The organism is Planococcus salinarum (genome assembly GCF_007004625.1).
GTDB lineage: Bacteria > Bacillota > Bacilli > Bacillales_A > Planococcaceae > Planococcus > Planococcus salinarum.
Map to the genome: position 1 here is coordinate 1 of NZ_VIFV01000031.1, position 23,858 is coordinate 23,858.

Consider the following 23,858-nt stretch of genomic DNA (forward strand, 5'->3'; position numbering starts at 1 on the left):
TTTCCACGGTAGCTGACAAGCGGAATAACATTCCAAGGAAGTCGCTGGACTACCGCACACCCCTGGAGGCATTTTTGAGTCACCTGAATGGAATGGACTTGTCTAGCTTATATTGACAAACGGAAAATAATTAAAATAGCACTAAACCTATGCACATTAACATTGGAAGCGGATTCATAAAATGAGAGTATTCTAAAAAGACTAAAGATTATAAAAAAGGGTTTGACTCCCGTGAAGATAGGCGATATGATAGCAACAATTTACTTTTCAAGATTAAAAGTCGCTGAAAAATAAAACAAAACTCCACAGAAAGAAGTGATCATCATGAGCCAACAAGTAATTTATATGAATGATGAATTTGTTAATAAAGAAGATGCAAAGGTTTCCGTTTATGATCACGGATTTTTATATGGCGACGGAATATTTGAAGGAATCCGTTCATACAACGGAAACGTATTTCGCTTGGAAGAACACTTGGAACGGCTTTACGATTCTGCAAAATCTATCATGCTGCAAATTCCCTATACTTCTGAAGAGTTGACGAATCTGGTGGTTGAAACCCTTCAAAAAAATCATTTAAAAGATGCTTACATCAGGCTCGTTGTTTCAAGAGGAGTCGGGAACTTAGGTTTAGATCCTTTGAGTTGTGCCAAGCCAAATGTCATCATTATTGCAGAATCTTTAACTTTATTTCCGAAAGCACTGTATGAGACAGGAATTGAAATTGTTTCAGTAGCTACCCGCAGAAGCCGTTCAGACGTTTTAAGTCCGAAAGTAAAATCATTGAATTACCTAAACAATATTTTGGTGAAAATAGAGGCGAATCTCGCCGGTGTTCCTGAAGCACTTATGCTTAATGATCAAGGTTATGTTGCAGAGGGCTCAGCAGATAATATTTTCATCGTTAAGAAAAATAAATTACTAACTCCACCAGGCTATGTCGGTGCTTTGGAAGGCATAACACGAAATGCGATTATGGAAGTAGCGGCACAGAAAGGCTATGACATACAAGAAGGAGTATTTACAAGACACGATGTGTATGTAGCTGATGAAGTCTTTTTAACTGGAACGGCGGCAGAAGTGATAGCGGTGGTTAAAGTTGATGGCAGAGTCATTGGGGAAGGAAAGCCTGGTCCGGTAACAAATGATTTACTTGTTTCGTTCAGGCAGTTTGTTGAAGAAGATGGAGTGAAAGTTTATAGCGAACAGTTAAATGTTGTGTAGTCCAAAAGAATAGTTAAATCAATGACGAGGTCAACGTAAATGGAATTTGTATTTTCAGAGAGCCGGTAGTGCTGGAAGCCGGTAATACAACCATTTGCATCTCCCCTCTGAGTGGATTGCTGAAAAGCTGCGGCTGTTTAGGTAGTCCCGGTGACTTGTAAGTTAGAAGGCATCGTTAACAACGGATAAGCATTGCTTGTCCATGAGGCTGCGGTTATGCAGTGAAATAGGGTGGTACCATGAAGCTTTTTCATCCCTATGCGAAGAACGTGTTTCTTTGTGTAGGGCTGGAAAAGCTTTTTTGTTTTATTCCAACAGAGACTGAGAAAAGGAGGCGGAAGGATTGGGAGTAAACTTACAGGTTAGAGAAGAAGTTAAACAGCAGCTAACAGCCAGTGGTGCAGACGTACTGATTCAATCTTTGAAAAGCCAAGGTGTAGAAATCATTTTTGGATATCCAGGAGGCGCGGTGCTGCCAATTTACGATGCCTTGCACAAAAATCCAATACGCCATATATTGGCCAGACATGAGCAAGGTGCTATCCATGCAGCAGAAGGATATGCAAGAGTGTCCGGTAAACCCGGGGTTGTGCTGGCTACTTCCGGTCCTGGTGCGACAAACTTAGTGACGGGAATAGCAGATGCCATGCTGGATTCCTTGCCGCTGGTCATCTTTACAGGGCAGGTGGCAACTTCGGTAATCGGAACTGATGCTTTCCAGGAAGCGGATATCATCGGCATCACACAACCGATTACGAAACATAATTACCAAGTGAAAAAAGTGGCAGATTTGCCAAGAATCATAAAAGAGGCATTCTATATTGCCTCTACAGGACGGCCGGGACCGGTGCTGGTCGACATACCGAAAAACATTGCAAGTGAATTATTCTCATCCAATAAAAAAGAAGAGGCAGTTCATTTGCCGGGTTATCAGCCAACAACCAAGCCAAACTTCCTGCAGATTCAAAAAGCTGCCCAACTGTTATCACAGGCGAAAAAGCCATTGATCTTAGCGGGAGCCGGAATACTTGCTGCTAAAGGTACAGATGAGCTGAAAGCTTTTTCGGAACAGCACCAAATTCCAATCACCAATACACTGTTGGGATTAGGCAGCATTGCTGGCGAGTACGAACTGTTCCTTGGAATGGCCGGGATGCACGGGACCTATACAGCAAATACCGCAATTTGTAATTGTGACGTGCTCCTGAATATCGGTGCCCGCTTTGATGACCGATTGACTGGGAATCTCGCTCACTTTGCACCAAATGCACAAGTGATTCATATCGACATCGATCCAGCAGAAATCGGCAAAAACGTTCCGACGGCAATTCCGATTGTAGCAGACGCCAAAGAAGCGTTGCTTCAATTGCTGAATCAATCGTTTGAAAGTCCTGATACCACTGATTGGTTAGCGAAGCTGTCCGCAGATAAGATGGAATATCCACTTCAGTATCATGTAAAAGGCCGCGAAGGCATTCTTCCACAACAAGCGGTTGAGTTGATTCACCGCTTGACTGAGGGCAATGCAGTTATAACAACCGATGTTGGTCAGCACCAGATGTGGGCGGCTCAATATTACCGCTTCAACAACCCGCATAACTGGGTGACATCAGGGGGGCTGGGAACAATGGGCTTTGGGTTCCCTGCAGCTATTGGTGCGCAATTGGCGAAACCCGAAGAGCTGGTCATCTCCATTGTGGGAGATGCTGGTTTTCAAATGACCTTACAGGAGTTGTCTTTGCTCCAGGAGCTGCGGCTTCCGGTAAAGGTGGTCATCTTAAACAATCAGAGTTTAGGGATGGTAAGGCAGTGGCAAGAGACATTCTACGAAGGGCGTTATTCGCAGTCGTTGATTCCTGTTCAACCTGATTTTGTGAAGTTGGCTGGAGCTTATGACATCAAAGGCTATAAAGTGGAAACGATGGAAGAGGCAGAAGCGGTTTTCGCAGCAGCATTTAATTCAGACGAGCCAGTGTTGATCGATTGCCGGGTGCTGCAGCTGGAATCTGTTTATCCAATGGTTGCACCCGGCAAGGGCTTGAATGAAATGATCGGAGTGAAAGGCGAATGAAGCGAGTCATTACAACAACGGTGATCAACCAAAGCGGAGTGCTGAATCGCGTGACAGGATTGCTGATGAAACGACAGTTCAACATCGAAAGCATTTCGGTTGGACACACTGAGCAGCCCGGCATTTCGAAAATGACTTTTATGGTCAATGTAGAAGATAAAGGTAAGTTGGAACAATTGTTGAAGCAACTGCAAAAACAAATTGATGTAATCAAAGTAAATGATATTACCGATAAGGCGATGGTGATGAGGGAGCTGGCACTGGTTAAAGTAGTTGTGTCTCCAGCAGTCAGAAACGAAATTTTCAGCATGGTTGAACCGTTTCGGGCGACAGTCGTCGATATGAGCAAAAATGTAATAACATTCCAAGTGACAGGTGACCCGGAAAAAATTGAAGCGTTTATTGACCTGATGAGGCCTTATGGTGTGAAAGAGCTGACCCGAACCGGGGTATCCGCTTTTGTCAGAGAAACACAAAAAGCGCAAACACCGCAATTGAACATCCTATAAAAAACCAAACCCGAGGAGGAAATTAAAAATGGCAAAAATGTATTATAACCAAGACGTAAACGAACAGGTACTTAAAGGAAAGACAATCGCGGTGATCGGCTATGGTTCTCAGGGCCATGCACATGCACAAAACTTAAAGGAATCAGGCTTTAATGTAATTGTTGGAGTACGTCCAGGCAAATCATTCGATCAAGCTAAAAATGACGGCATGAAAGTGGCTACTGTAAAAGAAGCGGCAGATGCGGCAGACGTAATCATGATCTTGGTGCCGGATGAAAAACAGACGCAAATCTACAACGCAGAAATTAAACCTTCATTAACAGCCGGTAAATCACTTGTTTTCGCACACGGCTTTAATGTTCACTTTAACCAAATTGTTGCACCAGAAGATGTGGATGTGTTCCTGGTGGCTCCAAAAGGGCCGGGACATCTTGTACGCCGTACCTATGAGGCCGGTGCTGGAGTTCCCGGATTGATCGCCATCCACCAGAATGTTTCGGGGCAAGCCAAGGAAGTTGCGCTTGCTTATGCGAAAGGAATCGGAGCTACTCGTGCAGGCGTTTTGGAAACGACATTCAAAGAAGAAACAGAAACGGATCTATTCGGAGAACAGGCAGTTCTTTGCGGGGGTGTAACTTCACTGGTGAAAGCCGGGTTCGAAACACTTGTCGAAGCTGGATACCAACCGGAACTTGCGTATTTCGAATGTATGCACGAATTAAAACTAATCGTCGACTTAATGTATGAAGGTGGCTTGTCAGGAATGCGCTACTCAATTTCCGACACTGCTCAATGGGGAGATTTTGTTTCAGGGCCACGCATTGTTGATGCAGATACGAAAGCCCGCATGAAAGATGTTCTTACGGATATCCAAACGGGGAAATTCGCCAAAGGCTGGTTGCTTGAAAATCAATTAAACCGTCCGGAATTTACAGCAATTGAAAAAGCGGAAGAGTCTCACCAAATTGAACAAGTCGGCCGTGAGCTTCGTGCCATGATGCCGTTCGTCAACGAAGGGAAAAAAGCGAAAGAGAAAGAGGTGGTCGCCAGTGGTTCAAATTGACATTTTTGATACAACGCTACGGGACGGGGAACAGTCGGCGGGAATAAATTTGAATACAGCTGAGAAAATTGAAATCGCCAAACAGCTTGAACGGCTTGGAGTGACAATCATTGAGTCGGGTTTTCCTGCTGCTTCACCAGGAGACTTCGATGCTGTAAAACGTATCGGCGAAACAGTGAAAAATTCAATAGTCACCGGCCTGGCACGCTCGGTGAAAGGAGATATTGACCGGACATGGGAAGCTCTGAAAGGAGCAGAACAACCACATATTCATATCTTTCTGGCAACCTCACCAATTCATATGGAGCATAAATTGATGAAAACACCAGACCAAGTGGTGGATATAGCTGTTGAATCTGTCCGGTATGCCAAGAAATTCTTCCCGCTGGTCCAGTGGTCAGCGGAAGATGCTTCCCGTTCGGATCCGGAATTCCTGGCTCATATTATCCGTAAAGTCATTGAAGCAGGTGCTACAACAATTAATCTTCCGGATACCGTTGGTTATGCGACACCCCATGAATATGGAGCAATGTTTAATTACATTTCAGAAAACGTTATAGGCATCGAAAGAGTGAAGCTGTCGGCTCATTGCCATAATGACCTTGGAATGGCTACAGCCAATACACTGGCCGCTATTGAAAACGGAGCGACTCAAATTGAAGGAACGATTAATGGAATCGGTGAACGTGCAGGAAACGTGGCGCTGGAAGAAATTGCGGTAGCCTTGCATATTCGCAAACAAGTATACGGCATCGAAACAGGCATGAACTTGAAGGAGATTAAACGTACAAGCCAATTAGTCAGCCAATTGACAGGCAGCATCATTCAGCCGAATAAAGCGGTAGTCGGCAAAAATGCCTTTGCGCATGAATCCGGCATCCATCAGGATGGCATGCTAAAAAATCCTTTGACTTATGAAATTATCACACCGGAACTGATTGGAGATGCGAAGACTGAATTAGTGCTTGGCAAACATTCAGGCAGACATGCCTTCAAAGACCGGGCGATTAAAATGGGCTTTGATTTAGATGATGAGAAATTGAATAAAGCTTTTATAGAATTTAAAAAACTGGCAGACAGCAAGAAAGAGATTGTAGAAGATGACTTATTCGTTTTGCTGACAGATCAGCAGATCAATGAAAAAGATACACCGATTTACAAATTAGCGAGCGTGCAGGTCCAATACGGGACAGCCAATATTCCAACGGCTACAGCATCGGTATATCATCCTAACGGTGAGCTGATAAGTGAAGCGGCAACTGGCGCAGGGTCAGTGGAAGCTATTTTCAATACATTGGAACGTGTTGTGGAAGGGAAGGCGCACATTCTGGATTACCGCGTAACGTCCATCGGCAAGGGCCGCGATGCACTTGGTGAAGCTGTTATCAATATGAGCTATGATGGCGAGCCCATTACAGGAAGGGACGTTGCACAGGACGTTTTGGAAGCTACGGCTAAAGCCTATCTGAATGCAGTAAATCGTCAAATTGTTAAAAAAGGACATGAAGTGGAAGTCGTCGCAGGATAAAGAAATTAACTCAACCGAGGAGGAATACAATATGGAAAAGACAATCGCGGTATTGCCAGGAGATGGAATCGGACCAGAAGTAACAGATGCAGCGGTTAAAGTACTTCAATCCATCGCAATGCGCTATGGACATACTTTTCATTTCAAGCAAGCAGCAATCGGGGGCACGGCGGTTGATCAATTTGACAATCCGCTGCCTCAGCAAACGATTGAAGTTTGCGACGCGAGTGATGCGATTCTCCTCGGTGCGGTCGGGGGAACGAAATGGGATAGCAACCCTGGCCACTTGCGTCCGGAGAAAGGGCTTCTAAACATCCGGAAGCATTTCGATTTGTTCGCCAATATTCGCCCGGTCAAAGCGGTGCCGGCATTGCTTGGATCTTCTCCTTTGAAAGAAGAAGTGGCGAAAGAAGTGGATATGGTCATCGTCCGCGAATTAACGAGCGGGTTGTATTTCGGAGAGCCGAAACGCCGGTCGGAAAAATCGGCAGTGGATACATTGGTTTATACGAGAGAGGAAGTCGAACGCATCGTCAATCAAGCGTTTGAAATCGCCCGTACACGTAAAGGCAAGGTGACTTCGGTCGATAAAGCCAATGTACTGGAAACCAGTAAACTATGGCGTGAAGTTGTGGAAGAATGCAGAAAAGCGTATCCGGATATTGAAGTGGAGCATATGCTGGTCGATTCAGCTGCAATGAAGCTAATTACTGATCCACGTTCTTTCGACGTTATAGTAACGGAAAATATGTTCGGCGACATCCTGAGCGATGAAGCTTCAGTCATCACCGGTTCGCTTGGCATGCTGCCTTCTGCAAGCATCCGTTCAGACGGTTTTGGCCTTTACGAGCCCGTGCACGGCTCTGCCCCGGATATCGCAGGACAAAACAAAGCGAATCCATCTGCTGCCATCTTGTCAGCTGCCATGATGCTTAAGCATTCATTCGATCTTCATACGGAAGCTGCAGCTATTGAACAAGCAGTAATGAGCGTCCTGGAAGATGGCTATTGCACAAGTGATCTGGCCGGAGAAGGGAAACGCGTGGTTTCAACCAATCGATTCGTAACGAAAGTTGTGGAAGAGCTGGAAAGAGAATTTGTATCAGAACACATCATGTATTCTTATGTGTAAGTGAAGGGAGCAATTCGCATGGCAAAAACAATTATAGAGAAGATTTGGGAACAGCATATCGTCTTCGAAGAGCAAGGGAAGCCGGATTTGCTGTATATCGACCTTCATTTATTGCATGAGGTGACATCCCCGCAAGCGTTTGAAGGGCTTCGGTTGAACGGACGCAAAGTTCGCCGGCCGGATCTTTGCTTCGCAACCATGGATCACAACGTTCCGACACGAAACCGTGAAACGATTACAGATCCCATTTCGCGGAAACAAATTGAAACCTTACAGGAAAACTGTGATGAATTTGGTGTGCCGCTTGCGGGAATCAACCACCCAGACCAAGGAATTGTCCATGTCATTGGACCGGAACTGGGCTTGACGCAACCGGGTAAAACAATTGTCTGCGGAGACAGTCATACCTCCACTCACGGTGCATTCGGTGCTTTGGCATTCGGCATCGGTACAAGTGAAGTGGAACACGTGTTATCGACCCAGACTCTATGGCAATCAAAACCAAAAACAATGGAAATACGAATTGACGGTGATCTGGGCTTCGGAGTATCTTCGAAAGATGTGATTCTGGCTATCATCTCGAAATTCGGTGTCGATATGGGAACAGGCCACATTATTGAATATACAGGAGAGGCGATCCGGCAGCTGACAATGGAAGAGCGGATGACCATCTGTAATATGTCGATCGAAGCGGGAGCACGAGCCGGTCTGATAAGTCCAGATAAAACAACTGTCGAATATTTGAGAGGCCGCCGCCATGTGCCGGAAGGAGAAGCTTTTGAACAGGAAGCGGAACGGTGGCTGTCACTTGCATCAGACGAAGGTGCAAAATACGATGCTTCCTTATCAATTCATGCGCTTGAGATTTCACCTTTCGTAACTTGGGGAACGAATCCATCAATGGGCTCCGGAATCGCAGAGCACGTGCCGTATGCAAAAAGCTATGAAAAACAGGCCGACCGCGATGCCCTTCAGCAGGCACTTGACTATATGGAGCTGGAAGAGGGGGTGCCACTTTCTTCTATTGAAATCCAACATGTCTTTATCGGATCCTGCACAAATGCGCGGCTTGGTGATTTGCGGGCAGCAAGTACGATCGTCGAAGGTAAAAAAGTGCATCCTTCGGTAACGGCGATTGTCGTGCCGGGCTCAGAGACGGTCAAACGGGCGGCGGAAGCGGAAGGCTTGGATAAAATCTTCCTGGAAGCCGGATTCGAATGGCGGGAGACAGGATGCAGTATGTGTCTGGCGATGAACGAAGATGCCGTCCCTGCAGGAGAACGCTGTGCTTCGACTTCAAATCGGAATTTCGAAGGCCGCCAAGGAGCAGGTTCGATGACGCATCTTGTCAGTCCGGTAATGGCAGCGGCAGCAGCTATTGAAGGGCATTTGACGGATGTCCGGACATTTATGAAAGAAGCTGTTCCTACAGCGTGAATTTACTGAATGAGGAGGCTTGTTAATGAAACCGATCAATAAAACCACCAGCGTCCTGACTCCTTTGGACCGAAAAAATGTAGACACCGATCAAATTATTTCGAAAGAATTCCTGAAGCGTATTGAACGTACCGGCTTCGGAAAATACTTATTTCATCATTGGCGGTTTAATAAAGATGGCACGCCAAAAGAGGACTTTGTTCTGAATGATCCACGCTACACAGAGTCGGAAATTTTAGTGGCTCAAGAAAACTTTGGCTGCGGCTCTTCGCGTGAACATGCTCCTTGGGCAATTCAGGACTACGGCTTCAATGTCGTAATTGCGCCGAGCTATGCGGATATTTTTTATAATAACTGTGTTAAAAATGGTATATTACCGATACAGTTGGCACACCAGGAAGTGGATGAACTAATTCATAAAGGTCAGCAAAACCCGTACCGGCTGGATATCAACTTGGAAGAACAGACAGTAGTTGGTGAAGACGGGAGCCAGTACAGTTTTACGATTGATCCTTACTGGAAAGAGATGCTCTTAAAAGGATGGGACGAGATTGCGCTGACGTTTCAGTATGAATCGCAGATTGCAGCCTATGAAGAAAAGCAGTTTGTGTAAAACGTCATTATTAAAATAGGAGATGATTTTGTTGGGAATTCATACGATGCAGTAGGTTTATTCAATGCATTCGAGAAATTGGCACCGATTGTCCACCGCACACCTTGCAAGCAATCGCATACACTGAATTGCCTTACAGGCATTGAAGTTTCATTGAAGTTGGAAAACTTGCAGAAAACCGGTTCGTTTAAAGTCCGAGGCGCTTTCAATAAAATCAGCCAATTGACAGAAGCCGAGTGTGAAAGAGGCATCATCTGCGCCTCTGCCGGTAATCATGCACAGGGTGTAGCGATGGCTGGCAGGGAAAAAGGCGTGCCGGTAATGGTATTCATGCCAGAAAATACGCCGGAATCGAAAGTGAGGGCGACAAGGGAATATGGAGCGGAAGTCCGCCTTGTGGGGAAGAGTTTTGATGAAGCTTATGCTGCAGCAAAAAAAGAGCAGCTGATGACAGGGGCGGCTTTTGTCCATCCGTTTGATGACCTTGCCATTATTGAAGGCCAGGCCACCGTGGCAATGGAGATGCTGCAACAATGTCCGAACCTTGATACCATCGTTGTGCCGGCCGGGGGAGGAGGGTTGCTCGCTGGTACAGCCCTTGCTGTCAAAGCGATTCGTCCGTCCGTGCGGGTAATTGGTGTGCAAGCTGCATCCGCTTCTGCTATAGCCTCCATTTTTCACGGTACCAACAGCACTGATTTACCATTCCTGACTACTATGGCAGAAGGCATTAAAGTGAAAGAGCCCGGCAAGCTGACAACAACAATAATTCAAGAGTATGTTGATGATATAATCACCGTTAGTGAGCAGGAAATCGCCTCTGCGATACTGTTTATGCTCGAACGGGAAAAAATGCTTGTCGAAGGAGCGGGGGCTGCGGCAGTAGCCGCGGTGCTTCATCATCATTTGCCTGTTGAATCTGCTCACACGGGCATCATTGTCAGTGGTGGCAATTTTGATATTGGAAAACTCGAAGCATGCAGCAAGATTGCCACTGGTATGAATGTCGCCAGTTCCTATTAACATAATAAGTGGAACTCCTTTGCTGAAGAGCGGAGGGGTTTTTATTTTGCCCATGATTATCAGATTTTTTCGTGTTTTATAGATACCTGCTTAAGTGATTGACAACCATTTCTCAATTTGGTAATTTTGAAAAGTACTTTAACGCTTTAGCATACTAAAGGAGACAAATGATATGAATGCAGTTATTCTGGCCGTATTGGTCATGCTTGTTTTAAGTCTATTAAGAGTCAATGTTGTTTTTGCATTACTGATTGGTGCTCTAGCCGGCGGTATTGCAGGTGGCCTGTCATTCGCTGATACCCTTTCCTCATTCACAGATGGATTGGGTAATGGAGCCACTATTGCGCTCAGCTATGCAATGCTCGGAGGTTTTGCGGTGGCAATCTCCCGGACGGGCATACCAGAGTTGCTGGTGCAGGGCGTATTAAAGGTAGTTAATAAAGACGGAGAAGCGACGAGAGAGAACTTGGCTAAAGCTTTGATTATTTTAGCTCTGCTTGCGATGGCAATATTTTCTCAAAACCTGATACCAATCCATATCGCTTTCATCCCGTTGTTGGTGCCACCTATTCTTTACGTTATGAATGAACTGAAGATTGACCGTCGTTTGATCGCTGCGGTCCTGACTTTCGGTTTAACAGCGCCTTATATATTGCTGCCTTATGGCTTTGGATTGATATTCCATGAAATATTAGCAACTCAGATGGAACTGGCGGGATTAGCAATCGACATGGCCGATATTCCAAAAGCAATGGCGCTGCCTGTGGCTGGTTTGGTACTCGGTCTTATAATTGCCGTGTTTATTTCTTATCGGAAACCACGGGAATATAAAGAAGTAACCACTACTATAGAAGAAACTCAAAAAAAGGTAGCTTCAAAAAAGGATATCGTTGTTACAATCCTTGCTCTTATTGCAGCGCTGTATGCACAGATTGAAACAGATTCGATGATTATTGGAGCGCTTGCCGGAATTGTGATGCTTTACATTTTCGGTGCCATGAAGTGGCGGGCTGCTGATGATATACTGACAGCAGGGATGCGCATGATGGCTTTCATCGGATTCGTTATGATCACTGCGAATGGATTCGCATCTGTCATCCAGGCGACAGGAGCTGTGGAACCGCTGGTGAACAGCGTCTCTGAATTATTTGCGGGCAATAAAGGTGTGGCTGCACTGATGATGCTGATAGTCGGATTGTTTGTAACGATGGGAATCGGATCTTCATTTGCGACGATTCCGATCATAGCCGCAATTTTTGTTCCACTCAGTGTGGAATTCGGATTTTCAACAATGGCGATCATCGCGTTGATCGGTACAGCAGGAGCGCTGGGGGATGCAGGCTCGCCCGCTTCCGATTCAACATTGGGGCCGACAGCCGGCCTGAATGTGGACGGACAGCATAATCACATCTGGGATACGGTGGTCCCAACCTTTCTCCACTACAATATTCCCCTGGTGATTTTCGGCTGGATTGCTGTGATGTTGCTGGGATAAGCCAAGAATGTTCGGACTATTTCCGGATGAGTTGAATATAAAATAAATCCTGCTATACTAATAGGAGCGAATTGAAAAGAATTTCGTGGAAACACTTGCGAAGTTCTTTTTTATTTTGTATAATGGTGAATGTTGGTCTTTGACTGCGATGAAGCGAGAGGTTACCGATACACCCGGCCGCTTTGCCATGGCGAGTGATTGGAAAATTTTCGTGGAGAATGTCTATCAAAAATAGGCGAAAAGGAGGGAAAATAATGGCAAAACAAAAAATTCGTATCCGTTTAAAAGCATATGATCACAGAATCCTTGATCAGTCTGCCGAGAAAATTGTAGAAACTGCAAAACGTTCAGGTGCAAGTGTTTCGGGGCCAATCCCGTTGCCGACTGAAAGATCTGTCTACACGATCTTGCGTTCAGTCCACATCTATAAAGATGCTCGTGAGCAATTTGAAATGCGTACACATAAACGTCTGATCGATATCGTCAATCCTACACCACAAACTGTAGATGCATTGATGAAATTGGATTTACCATCCGGCGTTGACATTGAAATTAAACTTTAATCGGTAAACGAAATAGAAAACACAAAAATTTGCAGGAGGTGTGACAAATGACCAAAGGAATCTTAGGTAGAAAAATCGGTATGACGCAAGTTTTTGCTGAGAACGGTGATTTAATCCCTGTAACTGTAATTGAGGCATCTCCAAACGTAGTGCTTCAGAAAAAATCAGTTGAGGTTGACGGCTATGAAGCAGTCCAACTAGGTTTTGAAGACAAGCGCGAAAAGCTTTCAAACAAACCTTCTAAAGGACACGTCGCAAAAGCTAACACTGCTCCTAAGCGCTTCATTCGCGAACTTCGCAATGTAAACTTAGCTGATTACGAGATTGGTCAGGAAGTCAAAGTTGATGTATTCGCAGAAGGCGATGTAGTAGATGTAACAGGAACAACAAAAGGTAAAGGTTTCCAGGGTGTTATTAAACGCCACGGACAATCACGCGGACCAATGACTCACGGTTCACGCTACCACCGTCGTCCTGGTTCAATGGGAGCCACTGCTCCTAACCGCGTATTTAAACAGAAGAAATTACCTGGTCAAATGGGTGGCGCAACAATTACGATTCAAAACCTTCACATTGTGAAAGTTGATGCTGAACGTAACTTGCTTCTTATTAAAGGTAATGTTCCTGGATCTCGCAAAGCATTGATTCGCGTTAAAACAGCAATCAAAGCTAAATAATTATTTTTTGAAGAAAGGAGGAAACAGGAATGCCTAAAGTAGCTTTATTAAATCAAACAGGTTCACAGGTTGGAGATATCGAATTGAACGATTATGTATTCGGCATCGAACCAAATGAATCAGTATTATTTGACGCTGTAATCGCTCAACGCGCTTCGCTTCGTCAAGGTAACCATAAAGTAAAAAACCGCTCTGAAGTAGCCGGTGGTGGTAAAAAGCCATGGCGCCAAAAAGGGACTGGACGTGCCCGTCAAGGTTCGATCCGTTCACCACAATGGCGTGGAGGTGGAGTTGTCTTCGGACCAACACCACGCAGCTACAGCTATAAATTGCCTAAGAAAGTCCGTCGTTTAGCAATGCGCTCTGCTTTGTCTTCAACAGTAGTAAGCGAAAACCTGATGGTACTTGAAGGCTTGGCTTTTGATGCACCAAAAACAAAGAACTTCACTCAATTAGTGACTGATCTTTCATTGGGCAAAAAAGTATTGTTCGTAACAGCTGATGTAAATGAGAATTTAGCATTGTCTGCACGCAACATTCAAGGAATGACAGTAATCGCAGCAACCGGCATCAATGTTCTTGATCTTCTTGGACATGATAAAGTTGTAATGACGAAAGCTGCAATCGAAAAAATTGAGGAGGTGCTTAGTTAATGGAAGCACGTGATATTTTAAAGCGTCCGGTCATTACTGAGCGTTCTTCTGAAGTAATGGCAGATAAGAAGTACACTTTTGAAGTGGACACTCGCGCAAACAAAACACAAGTAAAACAAGCGGTTCAAGAAATCTTTGGAGTGAAAGTTGAGAAAGTCAACATCATGAACTACAAAGGGAAATTCAAGCGCATGGGTAAACACGCAGGCTACACGAACAAACGCCGTAAAGCGATTGTGAAATTGACTGCTGACTCAAAAGAAATTGAGTTGTTCGAAATTTAATTCACTAAGTTCTGATAGGAACTAATCAAAGAAGGAGGGAAACAACGTGGGGATTAGAAAATATAAACCTACCACTAACGGTCGTCGTAACATGACTAGTTCGGATTTCGCTGAAATCACTACGAACAAGCCTGAAAAATCGCTTTTAGCACCAGTAAAGCGTAAAGGCGGCCGTAACAACCAAGGTAAAATTACTGTACGCCATCACGGTGGTGGACATAAGCGCCAATATCGTGTCATCGATTTCAAACGTAACAAAGATGGCATTCCAGGACGCGTTGCTACAATCGAGTACGATCCGAACCGTTCTGCAAACATTGCGTTGATTCATTACGTAGATGGAGAAAAACGTTACATCCTTGCTCCTAAAGGAGTAGTCGTTGGAACGCAAATCATGTCAGGCCCTGAAGCGGATTTCAAACCAGGTAATGCTATGGCATTATCAAGCATCCCGATGGGTTCTACAATCCATAACATTGAAATGAAACCAGGTGGAGGCGGACAATTAGTTCGTTCTGCAGGAACTTCAGCTCAGGTTCTGGGTAAAGAAGGCAAATACGTAACAGTTCGTTTGCAATCAGGCGAAGTTCGTTTGATCCTTGCTACTTGCCGCGCAACTATCGGTGCAGTAGGAAATGAACAGCACGAATTGATTAACATTGGTAAAGCAGGACGTAACCGTTGGAAGGGCAATCGCCCAACTGTCCGCGGATCTGTAATGAACCCTAACGATCACCCACACGGTGGTGGTGAAGGACGCTCGCCAATCGGACGTAAATCACCAATGTCTCCATGGGGCAAACCGACTCTTGGATACAAAACACGCAAGAAAACGAATAGATCTGATAAATTCATCGTTCGTCGCAGTAAAAAATAATTTGATTACACTGCGGTTCAATGAAAGAACCGTGGTGCAATCACGAAGGGAGGATCCCCAATGGGCCGCAGCTTGAAAAAAGGACCTTTTGCTGATGATCATCTTATGAAGAAAGTTGAAGCACAAAAGGATTCTGAGAAAAAACAAGTGATCAAAACATGGTCTCGCCGTTCTACAATTTTCCCGACATTCATCGGACAGACAATTGCAGTATACGACGGCCGTAAGCACATCCCTGTATACGTAACTGAAGATATGGTCGGCCATAAACTAGGAGAATTTGCTCCAACACGCAAATACGCTAGTCATGGCGCAGACGACAAGAAAACAAGACGTTAATTGAGAGGAGGATTTCCCCATGCAAGCAAAAGCTGTCGCTAGAACAGTACGTATTGCTCCTCGTAAAGTCCGTTTAGTAGTAGATTTAATCCGAGGCAAGCAAATTGGCGAAGCCGTTGCGATTTTACAACACACTCAAAAATCATCATCGATTGTTGTTGAAAAGTTGTTAAAATCTGCAGCAGCTAACGCTGAACACAATTACGAAATGGATCTGAACAACCTGGTTGTCAGTGAAGTATTCGTTGACGAAGGTCCAACATTGAAACGTTTCCGTCCACGAGCAATGGGACGCGCAAGCGCAATCAACAAACGCACTAGCCACATCACATTAGTGGTATCTGAGAAGAAGGAGGGATAATTCGTGGGACAAAAAATACATCCAATAGGAATGCGTATCGGCATCATTCGTGACTGGGAGTCAAAATGGTACGCTGAGAAAGACTATGCGACACTTCTTCACGAAGATATTAAAATCCGTGAATATATCGAAGCACGTTTGAAAGAAGCTTCAGTTTCCAAAATCGAAATTGAACGCGCTGCAAATCGTGTAAATGTAACAATTCACACTGCGAAACCAGGAATGGTTATTGGTAAAGGTGGTTCTGAAGTAGAAGTACTTCGCAAGCAGCTTAATACGATGACTGGCAAGCGTGTACACATCAACATCATTGAAATCAAAAGAGCTGACCTTGATGCGAGACTAGTTGCTGAAAGTGTTGCACGTCAATTGGAAAACCGTGTGTCTTTCCGTCGTGCACAAAAACAGGCAATCCAGCGCACTATGCGTTCTGGCGCTAAAGGGATCAAAACTCAAGTATCTGGACGTCTAGGCGGCGCTGACATTGCGCGTGCTGAACACTACAGTGAAGGTACTGTTCCGCTCCATACGCTTCGTGCCGATATCGATTATGCACATGCTGAAGCTGACACAACTTACGGCAAACTTGGCGTAAAAGTATGGATCTACCGCGGTGAAGTCCTTCCAACTAAGAAGAAATCTGAGGAAGGAGGCAAATAATATGTTATTGCCTAAACGCGTTAAATATCGTCGTGAACACCGAGGCAAGATGCGCGGTGAAGCTAAAGGCGGCAAAGAAATCGCATTCGGCGAATACGGTCTCCAAGCACTAGAGTCATCTTGGATCACTAACCGCCAAATCGAAGCTGCCCGTATCGCAATGACACGTTACATGAAACGTGGCGGTAAAGTATGGATCAAAATTTTCCCGCATAAACCATACACGAAAAAGCCTCTTGAGGTTCGTATGGGTTCTGGTAAAGGTTCACCTGAAGGCTGGGTAGCTGTAGTAAAAACTGGTAAAATAATGTTTGAACTAGGTGGGGTATCTGAAGAAGTGGCACGCGAAGCATTGCGCCTTGCATCTCACAAGCTTCCGGTTAAAACCAAGTTCATAAAACGTGAAGAAATTGGTGGTGAATCGAATGAAAGCTAATGAAATCCGTGACCTAACCACTGCTGAAATCGAACAAAAAGTGAAATCACTGAAAGAAGAGCTTTTCAACCTTCGCTTCCAATTGGCTACTGGTCAATTAGAAAATACTGCTCGCATCCGCGAAGTACGTAAAGCGATTGCCCGTATGAAAACTGTGATTCATGAAAGAGTACTCAGTGGAAACAAGTGATAAATCGAGAGGAGGTTTGCTAGTATGACTGAGCGTAATCAACGCAAAGTATACACAGGCCGTGTTGTGTCTGACAAAATGGACAAAACCATTACAGTAATGGTAGAAACTCAAAAGAAGCATGCATTTTACGGCAAACGTGTAAAATACTCGAAGAAATATAAGGCTCATGATGAGCAAAACGAAGCTAAAATTGGCGACGTTGTCAGCATCATGGAAACTCGCCCGCTATCAGCTACAAAACGCTTCCGTTTGATGGAAGTTGTAGAAAAAGCGGTTATCATCTAATTTAAATAATTTCGGAACTTAAGAAATTCCGGAGGGAGGTTACCTAAGTGATCCAACAGGAAAGTCGTTTAAAAGTTGCAGACAACTCGGGTGCTCGTGAAGTACTAACGATTAAAGTACTTGGTGGTTCTGGTCGCAAGACAGCAAACATCGGTGACGTAATCGTTTGTACCGTGAAAAAAGCAACACCAGGTGGCGTTGTTAAGAAGGGTGAAGTCGTTAAGGCTGTTATCGTTCGCACGAAAAGCGGGGCTCGCCGTAAAGACGGTACTTATATCAAATTTGATGAGAACGCATGCGTCATTATCCGTGACGACAAAGGTCCACGCGGAACTCGTATTTTCGGACCTGTTGCACGTGAACTTCGTGACAACAACTTCATGAAAATCGTTTCACTTGCTCCTGAAGTTCTTTAATAAATCAATGTGCCATACCAAGGAGGTGCGACAGAATGCATGTTAAAAAAGGTGATAAAGTTAAGGTAATCTCAGGCAAAGACAAAGGCAAAACAGGCGTTGTTTTGACTGCTTTACCTAAAAAAGACCGTGTACTTGTTGAAGGTATCAATATCATCAAGAAGCATACAAAACCGAACCAGGCAAGCCCGCAAGGCGGAATTGTCAGCCAGGAAGCAGCCATCCACGTTTCAAACGTAATGCTGCTTGATCCTAAATCAGGTGAACCGACTCGTGTTGGATACAAGGTTGAAGATGGTAAAAAAGTTCGTGTTGCAAAAAAATCCGGTGAAAAATTAGACAACTAAAACTCTTGAATGAAGGGAGGTACACACATGAACCGCCTAAAAGAAAAATATGTGAATGAAATCACTCCTGCTCTAGTGAGCAAGTTTGAATATAAATCGGTAATGCAGGCTCCAGAAGTTAATAAGATCGTTATTAACATGGGTGTCGGCGAAGCAGTACAAAACACTAAATCACTTGATTCAGCTGTTGAAGAATTGCAGACTATTACTGGCCAAAAACCAGTAATCACAAAAGCTAAGAAATCTATCGCTGGCTTCCGTCTTCGTGAAGGTATGCCAATCGGATGTAAAGTGACACTGCGCGGAGAGCGTATGTATGACTTCCTGGATAAATTGATTGCTATCTCGCTTCCACGTGTACGTGACTTCCGTGGGGTTTCGAATAAATCATTCGACGGCCGCGGAAACTACACACTTGGTGTGAAAGAACAATTGATCTTCCCTGAAATCGATTATGATAAAGTTTCGAAAGTACGCGGGATGGATATCGTAATTGTAACAACTGCGAACTCTGATGAAGAAGCTCGTGAGTTATTGACACAATTCGGAATGCCGTTCCAAAAGTAAACGTGAGGGAGGCGTAAACGTGGCTAAAAAATCTATGATCGCAAAACAAAAACGCACGCCAAAGTTTAAAGTACAAGAGTACACACGCTGTGAACGATGCGGACGTCCGCATTCTGTAATACGCAAATTTAAACTTTGCCGTATTTGTTTCCGTGAACTTGCATATGTGGGACAAATTCCTGGCGTTAAAAAAGCCAGCTGGTAATCCCCTAATTTGGGAAGGAGGTAAATGTAATGACAATGACTGATCCGATTGCAGATATGCTGACACGCATTCGAAATGCAAATATGGTTCGTCACGAGAAATTGGAGCTTCCGGCTTCAAATGTGAAAAAAGACATCGCTGAAATTCTTAAGCGTGAAGGTTTCGTTCGTGACGTAGAATATGTTGAAGATGACAAACAAGGCATGATCCGGATTTTCTTGAAATATGGATCGAACAACGAACGCGTTATTACTGGATTGAAACGTATTTCAAAACCAGGATTGCGTGTATACGCTAAAACTGACGAGGTGCCACGCGTACTAAACGGTCTAGGGATCGCTTTAGTATCTACATCACAAGGTTTGGTAACTGATAAAGAAGCCCGCGCGAAACAAATCGGCGGAGAAATCATAGCATACGTTTGGTAATAAGCAACAAACGAATGGAGGTGCAAAAGAATGTCACGTGTAGGTAAAAAACCCATCGAGGTACCATCTGACGTTACGATCACTCTTGGAGACAAGAACGAAGTAACAGTCAAAGGACCTAAAGGCGAGTTGTCTCGCACATTTAACCAAGATATTACTATTTCTTTAGAAGATAACGTGTTAACTTTGACACGTCCTTCTGATTCGAAAGATCATCGCACAAACCACGGAACAAGCCGAGCATTGCTGGCGAACATGGTTACTGGTGTTTCACAAGGATTCGAGCGCACGCTTGAACTAGTGGGTGTCGGGTACCGTGCTCAAATGCAAGGCAAGAAATTGGTTCTTAACGTAGGTTACTCTCACCCGGTTGAATTTACTCCGGAAGAGGGCGTTGAAGTTGAAGTTCCAGCGAATACGAAAGTTATCGTAAAAGGTATCAACAAAGAACGTGTTGGAGCTCTTGCTTCAAACATCCGCGCTACGCGTCCACCAGAGCCATATAAAGGCAAAGGGATTCGTTACGAAGGCGAAAAAGTTCGTCGCAAAGAAGGTAAAACAGGTAAATAATGCTGCTTAGGCAGGCTGAAAGGAGTGACCTCAGTGATTACGAAACTCGATAAAAATGCATCTCGCAAAAAACGTCATGCACGCGTACGTTCAAAAATTACGGGTACAGCAGAACGCCCACGTTTAAACGTATTCCGTTCAAATAAATACATTTACGCTCAATTGATCGACGATACGAATGGTATTACACTTGCAAGCGCATCATCAATGGACAAAGATTTCTCCGGAGATGTGACTGGCAACGTGGATGCAGCATCAAAAGTCGGCGAAACAATCGCTAAAAAAGCTACTGAAAAAGGGTTGAAATCGGTTGTTTTCGACCGCGGTGGTTATTTATATCATGGACGTGTCAAAGCTCTAGCAGAAGCAGCACGTGAAAATGGTTTAGAATTTTAAAAGAAGGAGGGACACATTTCATGCGTCGTATTGATCCAAACAAACTTGAACTTGAAGAACGCGTAGTTACGATTAACCGCGTAGCGAAAGTTGTAAAAGGTGGACGTCGTTTCCGTTTCTCCGCATTAGTTGTTGTAGGCGACAAAAATGGTGTAGTCGGATTTGGTACTGGGAAAGCACAAGAAGTTCCAGATGCAATCCGTAAAGCTATTGAAGATGCGAAGAAAAACCTGATTGAAGTACCTATGGTTAAAGGTACAACTCCACATCTGGTAACAGGACGTTTTGGTGCAGGCCAGATCCTTATCAAACCTGCTTCACCTGGTACTGGTGTAATTGCCGGCGGACCAGTCCGTGCGGTACTTGAGCTTGCAGGAGTTCAAGACATTTTGTCTAAATCTCTTGGTTCTAACACACCAATCAACATGGTGCGTGCTACAATTAACGGATTAACTCAACTGAAAAGTGCTGATGAAGTTGCAAAACTTCGCGGTAAAACTACAGAAGAGCTATTCAGCTAAGGAGGGAAAATACATGGCTACTAAACTAGAAATTACCCTCACAAAATCTGTGATCGGTGCTAAACCGCCACAACGTAAAACTGTCCAGTCTCTAGGATTGCGCAAAATGCATCAAACAGTTGAGCACCAAGACAATGCCGCTATTCGCGGTATGCTTGATAAAGTTGCTCACTTAGTAACTATTAAAGAAGTTTAATCCCTGATTTCTATAGAAGGAGGTGCCAACCAAATGAAACTTCATGAATTAAAACCAGCAGAAGGTTCACGCAGCTCAAGAAAGCGCGTCGGACGCGGTATCGGTTCAGGTACTGGTAAAACAGCAGGTAAAGGTCATAAAGGTCAAAATGCTCGTTCAGGCGGCGGAGTTCGTCCTGGATTTGAGGGTGGCCAAAACCCATTATTCCGTCGTTTGCCAAAACGTGGATTTACAAACATCAACCGTAAAGACTATGCAATCGTGAACTTGGATGTATTGAACCGTTTTGATGAGGGCACAGAAATTACACCTGCATTGCTTATTGAATCAGGTTTTGTCAGCAACGAAAGAAGCGGAATCAAAATTCTCGGCAACGGTAGTGTGGACAAAAAATTGAATGTTAAAGCTCACAAATTCTCTGGATCAGCTAAAGAAGCGATTGAAGCTGCCGGTGGACAAGCAGAGGTGCTTTAATGTTTCAGACAATCTCTAATTTTATGCGCGTGACTGATATTCGAAATAAAATCATCTTTACATTACTGATGCTCGTCATTTTCCGTATCGGAACTTTTGTTCCAGTACCAAATGTCGATGCAACAGTTTTGCAGGCAACTGATCAGATGGGTCTGATCGGATTCTTAAATACTTTCGGTGGAGGCGCTCTTGCTAACTTTTCGATTTTAGCAATGGGGATCATGCCATACATTACAGCATCAATCATTGTGCAATTATTGCAGATGGATGTTGTACCGAAATTTGCTGAGTGGGCGAAACAAGGAGAAGTCGGAAGACGGAAACTTGCGCAATTCACTCGCTACTTCACAATCGCTCTTGCCTTCATCCAGGCAATTGGTATGTCTTACGGATTTAACCAAATGTATGGAGGATCATTGATCCAAAACGATACAGTTTCAACTTACGTTGTTATTGCAATCGTTTTAACCGGGGGTACGGCGTTTCTACTGTGGCTTGGTGAGCAGATTACGGCAAAAGGTGTGGGGAACGGTATTTCGATTATCATCTTCGCAGGGATTGTCGCTGCAGTACCAGGAGCAATTAACCAACTATATGCACAGCAGATCCAGGGAGCTGGCGATCAGCTTCCGATCAATATTGCCATCATGGCTTTGCTTGCACTAGCTGTTATCGCTATTACTGTTTTGGTAATTTATGTTCAGCAAGCGCTGCGTAAAATACCGATTCAATATGCAAAACGTGTTGCTGGCCGTGGCCAGTCGACTGGTGGACAGCAAACGCATTTACCTTTAAAAGTAAACGCGGCCGGAGTTATCCCGGTAATCTTTGCAGTAGCGTTTATCATTACGCCTCAAACCATTGCTTCTTTCTTCGGAGCCAATGCGTTTACAGATGCGGTTCAGAATACGTTTGATTACACTCAACCTGTCGGCATGATCATTTATGTCGCCCTGATTATTGCATTCACGTATTTCTACGCATTCATTCAGGTTAATCCTGAAAACGTATCGGACAACCTGAAAAAGCAGGGGGCTTACATCCCGGGAATCCGGCCGGGTAAAAATACACAGGATTATCTAACAAGTGTGCTTTACCGATTGACATTCGTCGGAGCTATCTTCCTTGCAGTCATTTCTGTTCTGCCGATTTTCTTCATCAATGTTGCGGGCTTGCCGCAATCAGCACAAATCGGTGGTACCAGCCTATTGATCGTAGTAGGGGTAGCGCTTGAAACAATGAAACAATTGGAATCGCAGCTTGTAAAACGTCATTACAAAGGCTTTATGAAATAAGATATTTTGGTGGGAACGTGAGAACGTTCCTTATCCGCTTGTCTGAGGGGGCACTCCGTATGAATATCGTGTTAATGGGTCTGCCTGGTGCCGGCAAAGGCACTCAAGCAGACAAAATTGTTGAGAAGTACGACATCCCTCATATTTCTACAGGTGATATGTTTCGTGCAGCCATCAAGGATGGCACGGAACTGGGCTTGAAAGCAAAATCGTTCATGGATCAAGGTGCATTGGTGCCTGATGAAGTGACTATTGGTATCGTCCGTGAGCGCCTTAGCAAAGCGGATTGTGAAGATGGCTTTCTTTTAGATGGCTTTCCCAGAACAGTCCCTCAAGCTGAAGCTCTAGAATCTCTTCTTGCCGATCTCGGCAAAAGAATCGAGCATGTCGTAAACATTAAAGTTGAACAAGATGAACTGATTGCACGGTTGACCGGCCGCTGGATCTGTAAAATTTGTGGAACTGCTTACCATACTGTCTTCAATCCGCCGCAAGTTGCAGGCGTTTGTGACAAAGATGGTGGAGAACTCTACCAGCGTGAAGATGACAAGCCCGAAACCGTTAAGAATCGTTTAGAAGTTAACATGGAACAAACCCAGCCGCTGCTTGACTTTTACGGAAGCAAAGGCGTGCTGGAAAATATAAATGGACAGCAGGACATTCAAAAAGTATTTGCTGACATTGATGCTCTTCTAAAGGGCGACCGAGGATAATTCCCGGCGCCGGGCGCAGTTAGTTGCCTCCATGCGGCTTTAAGGAGCACCGGAGATATGAATTTTCGAGAGCTGCAAAAGCTTGATGCCTTATTATATGAAAGCCGGTGCCGTTTGCACCAGACCTGGTCTGAATCGTGCAATTCAGCACTGGAAATAGTATAATGGGTTTCGTGGAAGCATCTGTGTAACGGGTTTGGAACTCATCCTAAGCAGTCCGGGCGCTCGAGGATACGTGAGGCTGAAGGGCTTGACCGGATAACCCACAACCTGCAAAGTCGCAGGAAGCGGAACTCGGAAGATGTCT

Annotated in this window: 33 protein-coding genes and 1 pseudogene; all 34 read left to right on the forward strand. The window is 44.6% G+C overall.

Annotated features, from left to right (window positions below):
* Positions 1-116, forward strand: a pseudogene (locus DIJ65_RS13875) (IS30 family transposase); the annotation flags it as partial.
* A 208-nt stretch (positions 117-324) separates the two neighbouring features.
* Positions 325-1,224, forward strand: coding sequence for a branched-chain-amino-acid transaminase (ilvE, locus tag DIJ65_RS13880; RefSeq protein ID WP_117303238.1), 900 nt, complete (start codon positions 325-327; stop codon positions 1,222-1,224).
* A 343-nt stretch (positions 1,225-1,567) separates the two neighbouring features.
* Entirely contained in the window at positions 1,568-3,295 is a 1,728-nt protein-coding gene (gene ilvB, locus DIJ65_RS13885) for a biosynthetic-type acetolactate synthase large subunit (RefSeq protein WP_117303240.1), read from the forward strand.
* Complete coding sequence (gene ilvN, locus DIJ65_RS13890; RefSeq protein ID WP_117303242.1) at positions 3,292-3,804, forward strand: acetolactate synthase small subunit; 513 nt, start codon at positions 3,292-3,294, stop codon at positions 3,802-3,804. The genes ilvB and ilvN overlap by 4 nt, the downstream gene beginning before the upstream one ends.
* Before the next feature lie 28 nt (positions 3,805-3,832).
* Positions 3,833-4,867 (forward strand): ketol-acid reductoisomerase, encoded by a 1,035-nt coding sequence (gene ilvC / locus DIJ65_RS13895; protein ID WP_117303244.1) that lies wholly within the window; start codon positions 3,833-3,835, stop codon positions 4,865-4,867.
* Positions 4,854-6,395 carry a 2-isopropylmalate synthase gene (locus DIJ65_RS13900; protein ID WP_117303246.1) on the forward strand — a complete coding sequence of 514 codons (1,542 nt, stop codon included), beginning with the start codon at positions 4,854-4,856 and terminating at the stop codon, positions 6,393-6,395. The genes ilvC and DIJ65_RS13900 overlap by 14 nt, the downstream gene beginning before the upstream one ends.
* 31 nt (positions 6,396-6,426) lie before the next feature.
* Positions 6,427-7,527 (forward strand): 3-isopropylmalate dehydrogenase, encoded by a 1,101-nt coding sequence (gene leuB, locus DIJ65_RS13905; RefSeq protein WP_117303248.1) that lies wholly within the window; start codon positions 6,427-6,429, stop codon positions 7,525-7,527.
* 18 nt (positions 7,528-7,545) lie between these two features.
* Positions 7,546-8,964 (forward strand): 3-isopropylmalate dehydratase large subunit, encoded by a 1,419-nt coding sequence (leuC, locus tag DIJ65_RS13910; protein ID WP_117303250.1) that lies wholly within the window; start codon positions 7,546-7,548, stop codon positions 8,962-8,964.
* 25 nt (positions 8,965-8,989) lie between these two features.
* On the forward strand, positions 8,990-9,577 hold the full coding sequence (leuD, locus tag DIJ65_RS13915; protein WP_117303251.1) for a 3-isopropylmalate dehydratase small subunit: 588 nt from the start codon (positions 8,990-8,992) through the stop codon (positions 9,575-9,577).
* A gap of 78 nt (positions 9,578-9,655) precedes the next feature.
* On the forward strand, positions 9,656-10,600 hold the full coding sequence (locus DIJ65_RS13920; RefSeq protein ID WP_117303253.1) for a threonine/serine dehydratase family protein: 945 nt from the start codon (positions 9,656-9,658) through the stop codon (positions 10,598-10,600).
* A 172-nt stretch (positions 10,601-10,772) separates the two neighbouring features.
* Complete coding sequence (locus DIJ65_RS13925) at positions 10,773-12,095, forward strand: Na+/H+ antiporter family protein (RefSeq protein WP_071152065.1); 1,323 nt, start codon at positions 10,773-10,775, stop codon at positions 12,093-12,095.
* Between the two features lie 254 nt (positions 12,096-12,349).
* Positions 12,350-12,658, forward strand: a complete 309-nt coding sequence (gene rpsJ / locus DIJ65_RS13930) for a 30S ribosomal protein S10 (protein WP_071152064.1) — start codon at positions 12,350-12,352, stop codon at positions 12,656-12,658.
* A 47-nt stretch (positions 12,659-12,705) separates the two neighbouring features.
* Positions 12,706-13,335: a 50S ribosomal protein L3 gene (gene rplC, locus DIJ65_RS13935; protein WP_071152063.1), complete on the forward strand. Its 630-nt coding sequence runs from the start codon at positions 12,706-12,708 to the stop codon at positions 13,333-13,335.
* Positions 13,336-13,364: 29 nt separating this feature from the next.
* Complete coding sequence (rplD, locus tag DIJ65_RS13940; protein WP_071152062.1) at positions 13,365-13,988, forward strand: 50S ribosomal protein L4; 624 nt, start codon at positions 13,365-13,367, stop codon at positions 13,986-13,988.
* Positions 13,988-14,272 (forward strand): 50S ribosomal protein L23, encoded by a 285-nt coding sequence (rplW, locus tag DIJ65_RS13945; protein WP_071152061.1) that lies wholly within the window; start codon positions 13,988-13,990, stop codon positions 14,270-14,272. The genes rplD and rplW overlap by 1 nt, the downstream gene beginning before the upstream one ends.
* A gap of 46 nt (positions 14,273-14,318) precedes the next feature.
* On the forward strand, positions 14,319-15,149 hold the full coding sequence (gene rplB, locus DIJ65_RS13950; protein WP_071152060.1) for a 50S ribosomal protein L2: 831 nt from the start codon (positions 14,319-14,321) through the stop codon (positions 15,147-15,149).
* Positions 15,150-15,209: 60 nt separating this feature from the next.
* On the forward strand, positions 15,210-15,488 hold the full coding sequence (gene rpsS, locus DIJ65_RS13955) for a 30S ribosomal protein S19 (protein ID WP_071152059.1): 279 nt from the start codon (positions 15,210-15,212) through the stop codon (positions 15,486-15,488).
* 19 nt (positions 15,489-15,507) lie between these two features.
* Complete coding sequence (gene rplV, locus DIJ65_RS13960; RefSeq protein ID WP_071152058.1) at positions 15,508-15,849, forward strand: 50S ribosomal protein L22; 342 nt, start codon at positions 15,508-15,510, stop codon at positions 15,847-15,849.
* A 3-nt stretch (positions 15,850-15,852) separates the two neighbouring features.
* Positions 15,853-16,509: a 30S ribosomal protein S3 gene (rpsC, locus tag DIJ65_RS13965; protein ID WP_071152057.1), complete on the forward strand. Its 657-nt coding sequence runs from the start codon at positions 15,853-15,855 to the stop codon at positions 16,507-16,509.
* A gap of 1 nt (position 16,510) precedes the next feature.
* Positions 16,511-16,945, forward strand: coding sequence for a 50S ribosomal protein L16 (gene rplP / locus DIJ65_RS13970; RefSeq protein WP_071152056.1), 435 nt, complete (start codon positions 16,511-16,513; stop codon positions 16,943-16,945).
* Positions 16,935-17,135, forward strand: a complete 201-nt coding sequence (gene rpmC / locus DIJ65_RS13975; protein ID WP_071152055.1) for a 50S ribosomal protein L29 — start codon at positions 16,935-16,937, stop codon at positions 17,133-17,135. Before rplP ends, rpmC begins: the two co-directional genes overlap by 11 nt.
* 24 nt (positions 17,136-17,159) lie before the next feature.
* A complete protein-coding gene (gene rpsQ / locus DIJ65_RS13980; RefSeq protein ID WP_071152054.1) occupies positions 17,160-17,423 on the forward strand; it encodes a 30S ribosomal protein S17 in 264 nt (87 codons plus the stop codon).
* A gap of 47 nt (positions 17,424-17,470) precedes the next feature.
* On the forward strand, positions 17,471-17,839 hold the full coding sequence (gene rplN / locus DIJ65_RS13985) for a 50S ribosomal protein L14 (RefSeq protein WP_033542790.1): 369 nt from the start codon (positions 17,471-17,473) through the stop codon (positions 17,837-17,839).
* A gap of 35 nt (positions 17,840-17,874) precedes the next feature.
* Complete coding sequence (rplX, locus tag DIJ65_RS13990) at positions 17,875-18,186, forward strand: 50S ribosomal protein L24 (RefSeq protein WP_117303255.1); 312 nt, start codon at positions 17,875-17,877, stop codon at positions 18,184-18,186.
* A gap of 27 nt (positions 18,187-18,213) precedes the next feature.
* The gene (gene rplE / locus DIJ65_RS13995) at positions 18,214-18,753 is read left to right on the forward strand and encodes a 50S ribosomal protein L5 (protein ID WP_006828940.1); all 540 of its coding nucleotides are present in this window, start codon (positions 18,214-18,216) and stop codon (positions 18,751-18,753) included.
* A gap of 19 nt (positions 18,754-18,772) precedes the next feature.
* Positions 18,773-18,958, forward strand: a complete 186-nt coding sequence (gene rpsN / locus DIJ65_RS14000; RefSeq protein WP_084242180.1) for a 30S ribosomal protein S14 — start codon at positions 18,773-18,775, stop codon at positions 18,956-18,958.
* Positions 18,959-18,987: 29 nt separating this feature from the next.
* Positions 18,988-19,386 (forward strand): 30S ribosomal protein S8, encoded by a 399-nt coding sequence (rpsH, locus tag DIJ65_RS14005; RefSeq protein WP_112224772.1) that lies wholly within the window; start codon positions 18,988-18,990, stop codon positions 19,384-19,386.
* Between the two features lie 30 nt (positions 19,387-19,416).
* Positions 19,417-19,956: a 50S ribosomal protein L6 gene (rplF, locus tag DIJ65_RS14010; protein ID WP_117303256.1), complete on the forward strand. Its 540-nt coding sequence runs from the start codon at positions 19,417-19,419 to the stop codon at positions 19,954-19,956.
* 33 nt (positions 19,957-19,989) lie between these two features.
* Positions 19,990-20,352: a 50S ribosomal protein L18 gene (gene rplR / locus DIJ65_RS14015; RefSeq protein WP_117303258.1), complete on the forward strand. Its 363-nt coding sequence runs from the start codon at positions 19,990-19,992 to the stop codon at positions 20,350-20,352.
* Positions 20,353-20,372: 20 nt separating this feature from the next.
* Positions 20,373-20,873, forward strand: a complete 501-nt coding sequence (gene rpsE / locus DIJ65_RS14020) for a 30S ribosomal protein S5 (protein WP_117303259.1) — start codon at positions 20,373-20,375, stop codon at positions 20,871-20,873.
* 13 nt (positions 20,874-20,886) lie between these two features.
* On the forward strand, positions 20,887-21,069 hold the full coding sequence (gene rpmD / locus DIJ65_RS14025) for a 50S ribosomal protein L30 (protein WP_117303261.1): 183 nt from the start codon (positions 20,887-20,889) through the stop codon (positions 21,067-21,069).
* 33 nt (positions 21,070-21,102) lie between these two features.
* Positions 21,103-21,543, forward strand: a complete 441-nt coding sequence (gene rplO / locus DIJ65_RS14030) for a 50S ribosomal protein L15 (RefSeq protein WP_117303262.1) — start codon at positions 21,103-21,105, stop codon at positions 21,541-21,543.
* On the forward strand, positions 21,543-22,838 hold the full coding sequence (secY, locus tag DIJ65_RS14035) for a preprotein translocase subunit SecY (RefSeq protein ID WP_117303264.1): 1,296 nt from the start codon (positions 21,543-21,545) through the stop codon (positions 22,836-22,838). Before rplO ends, secY begins: the two co-directional genes overlap by 1 nt.
* A gap of 59 nt (positions 22,839-22,897) precedes the next feature.
* Positions 22,898-23,551 carry an adenylate kinase gene (locus DIJ65_RS14040; RefSeq protein ID WP_117303265.1) on the forward strand — a complete coding sequence of 218 codons (654 nt, stop codon included), beginning with the start codon at positions 22,898-22,900 and terminating at the stop codon, positions 23,549-23,551.
* The last annotated feature ends 307 nt before the right edge of the window (positions 23,552-23,858 follow it).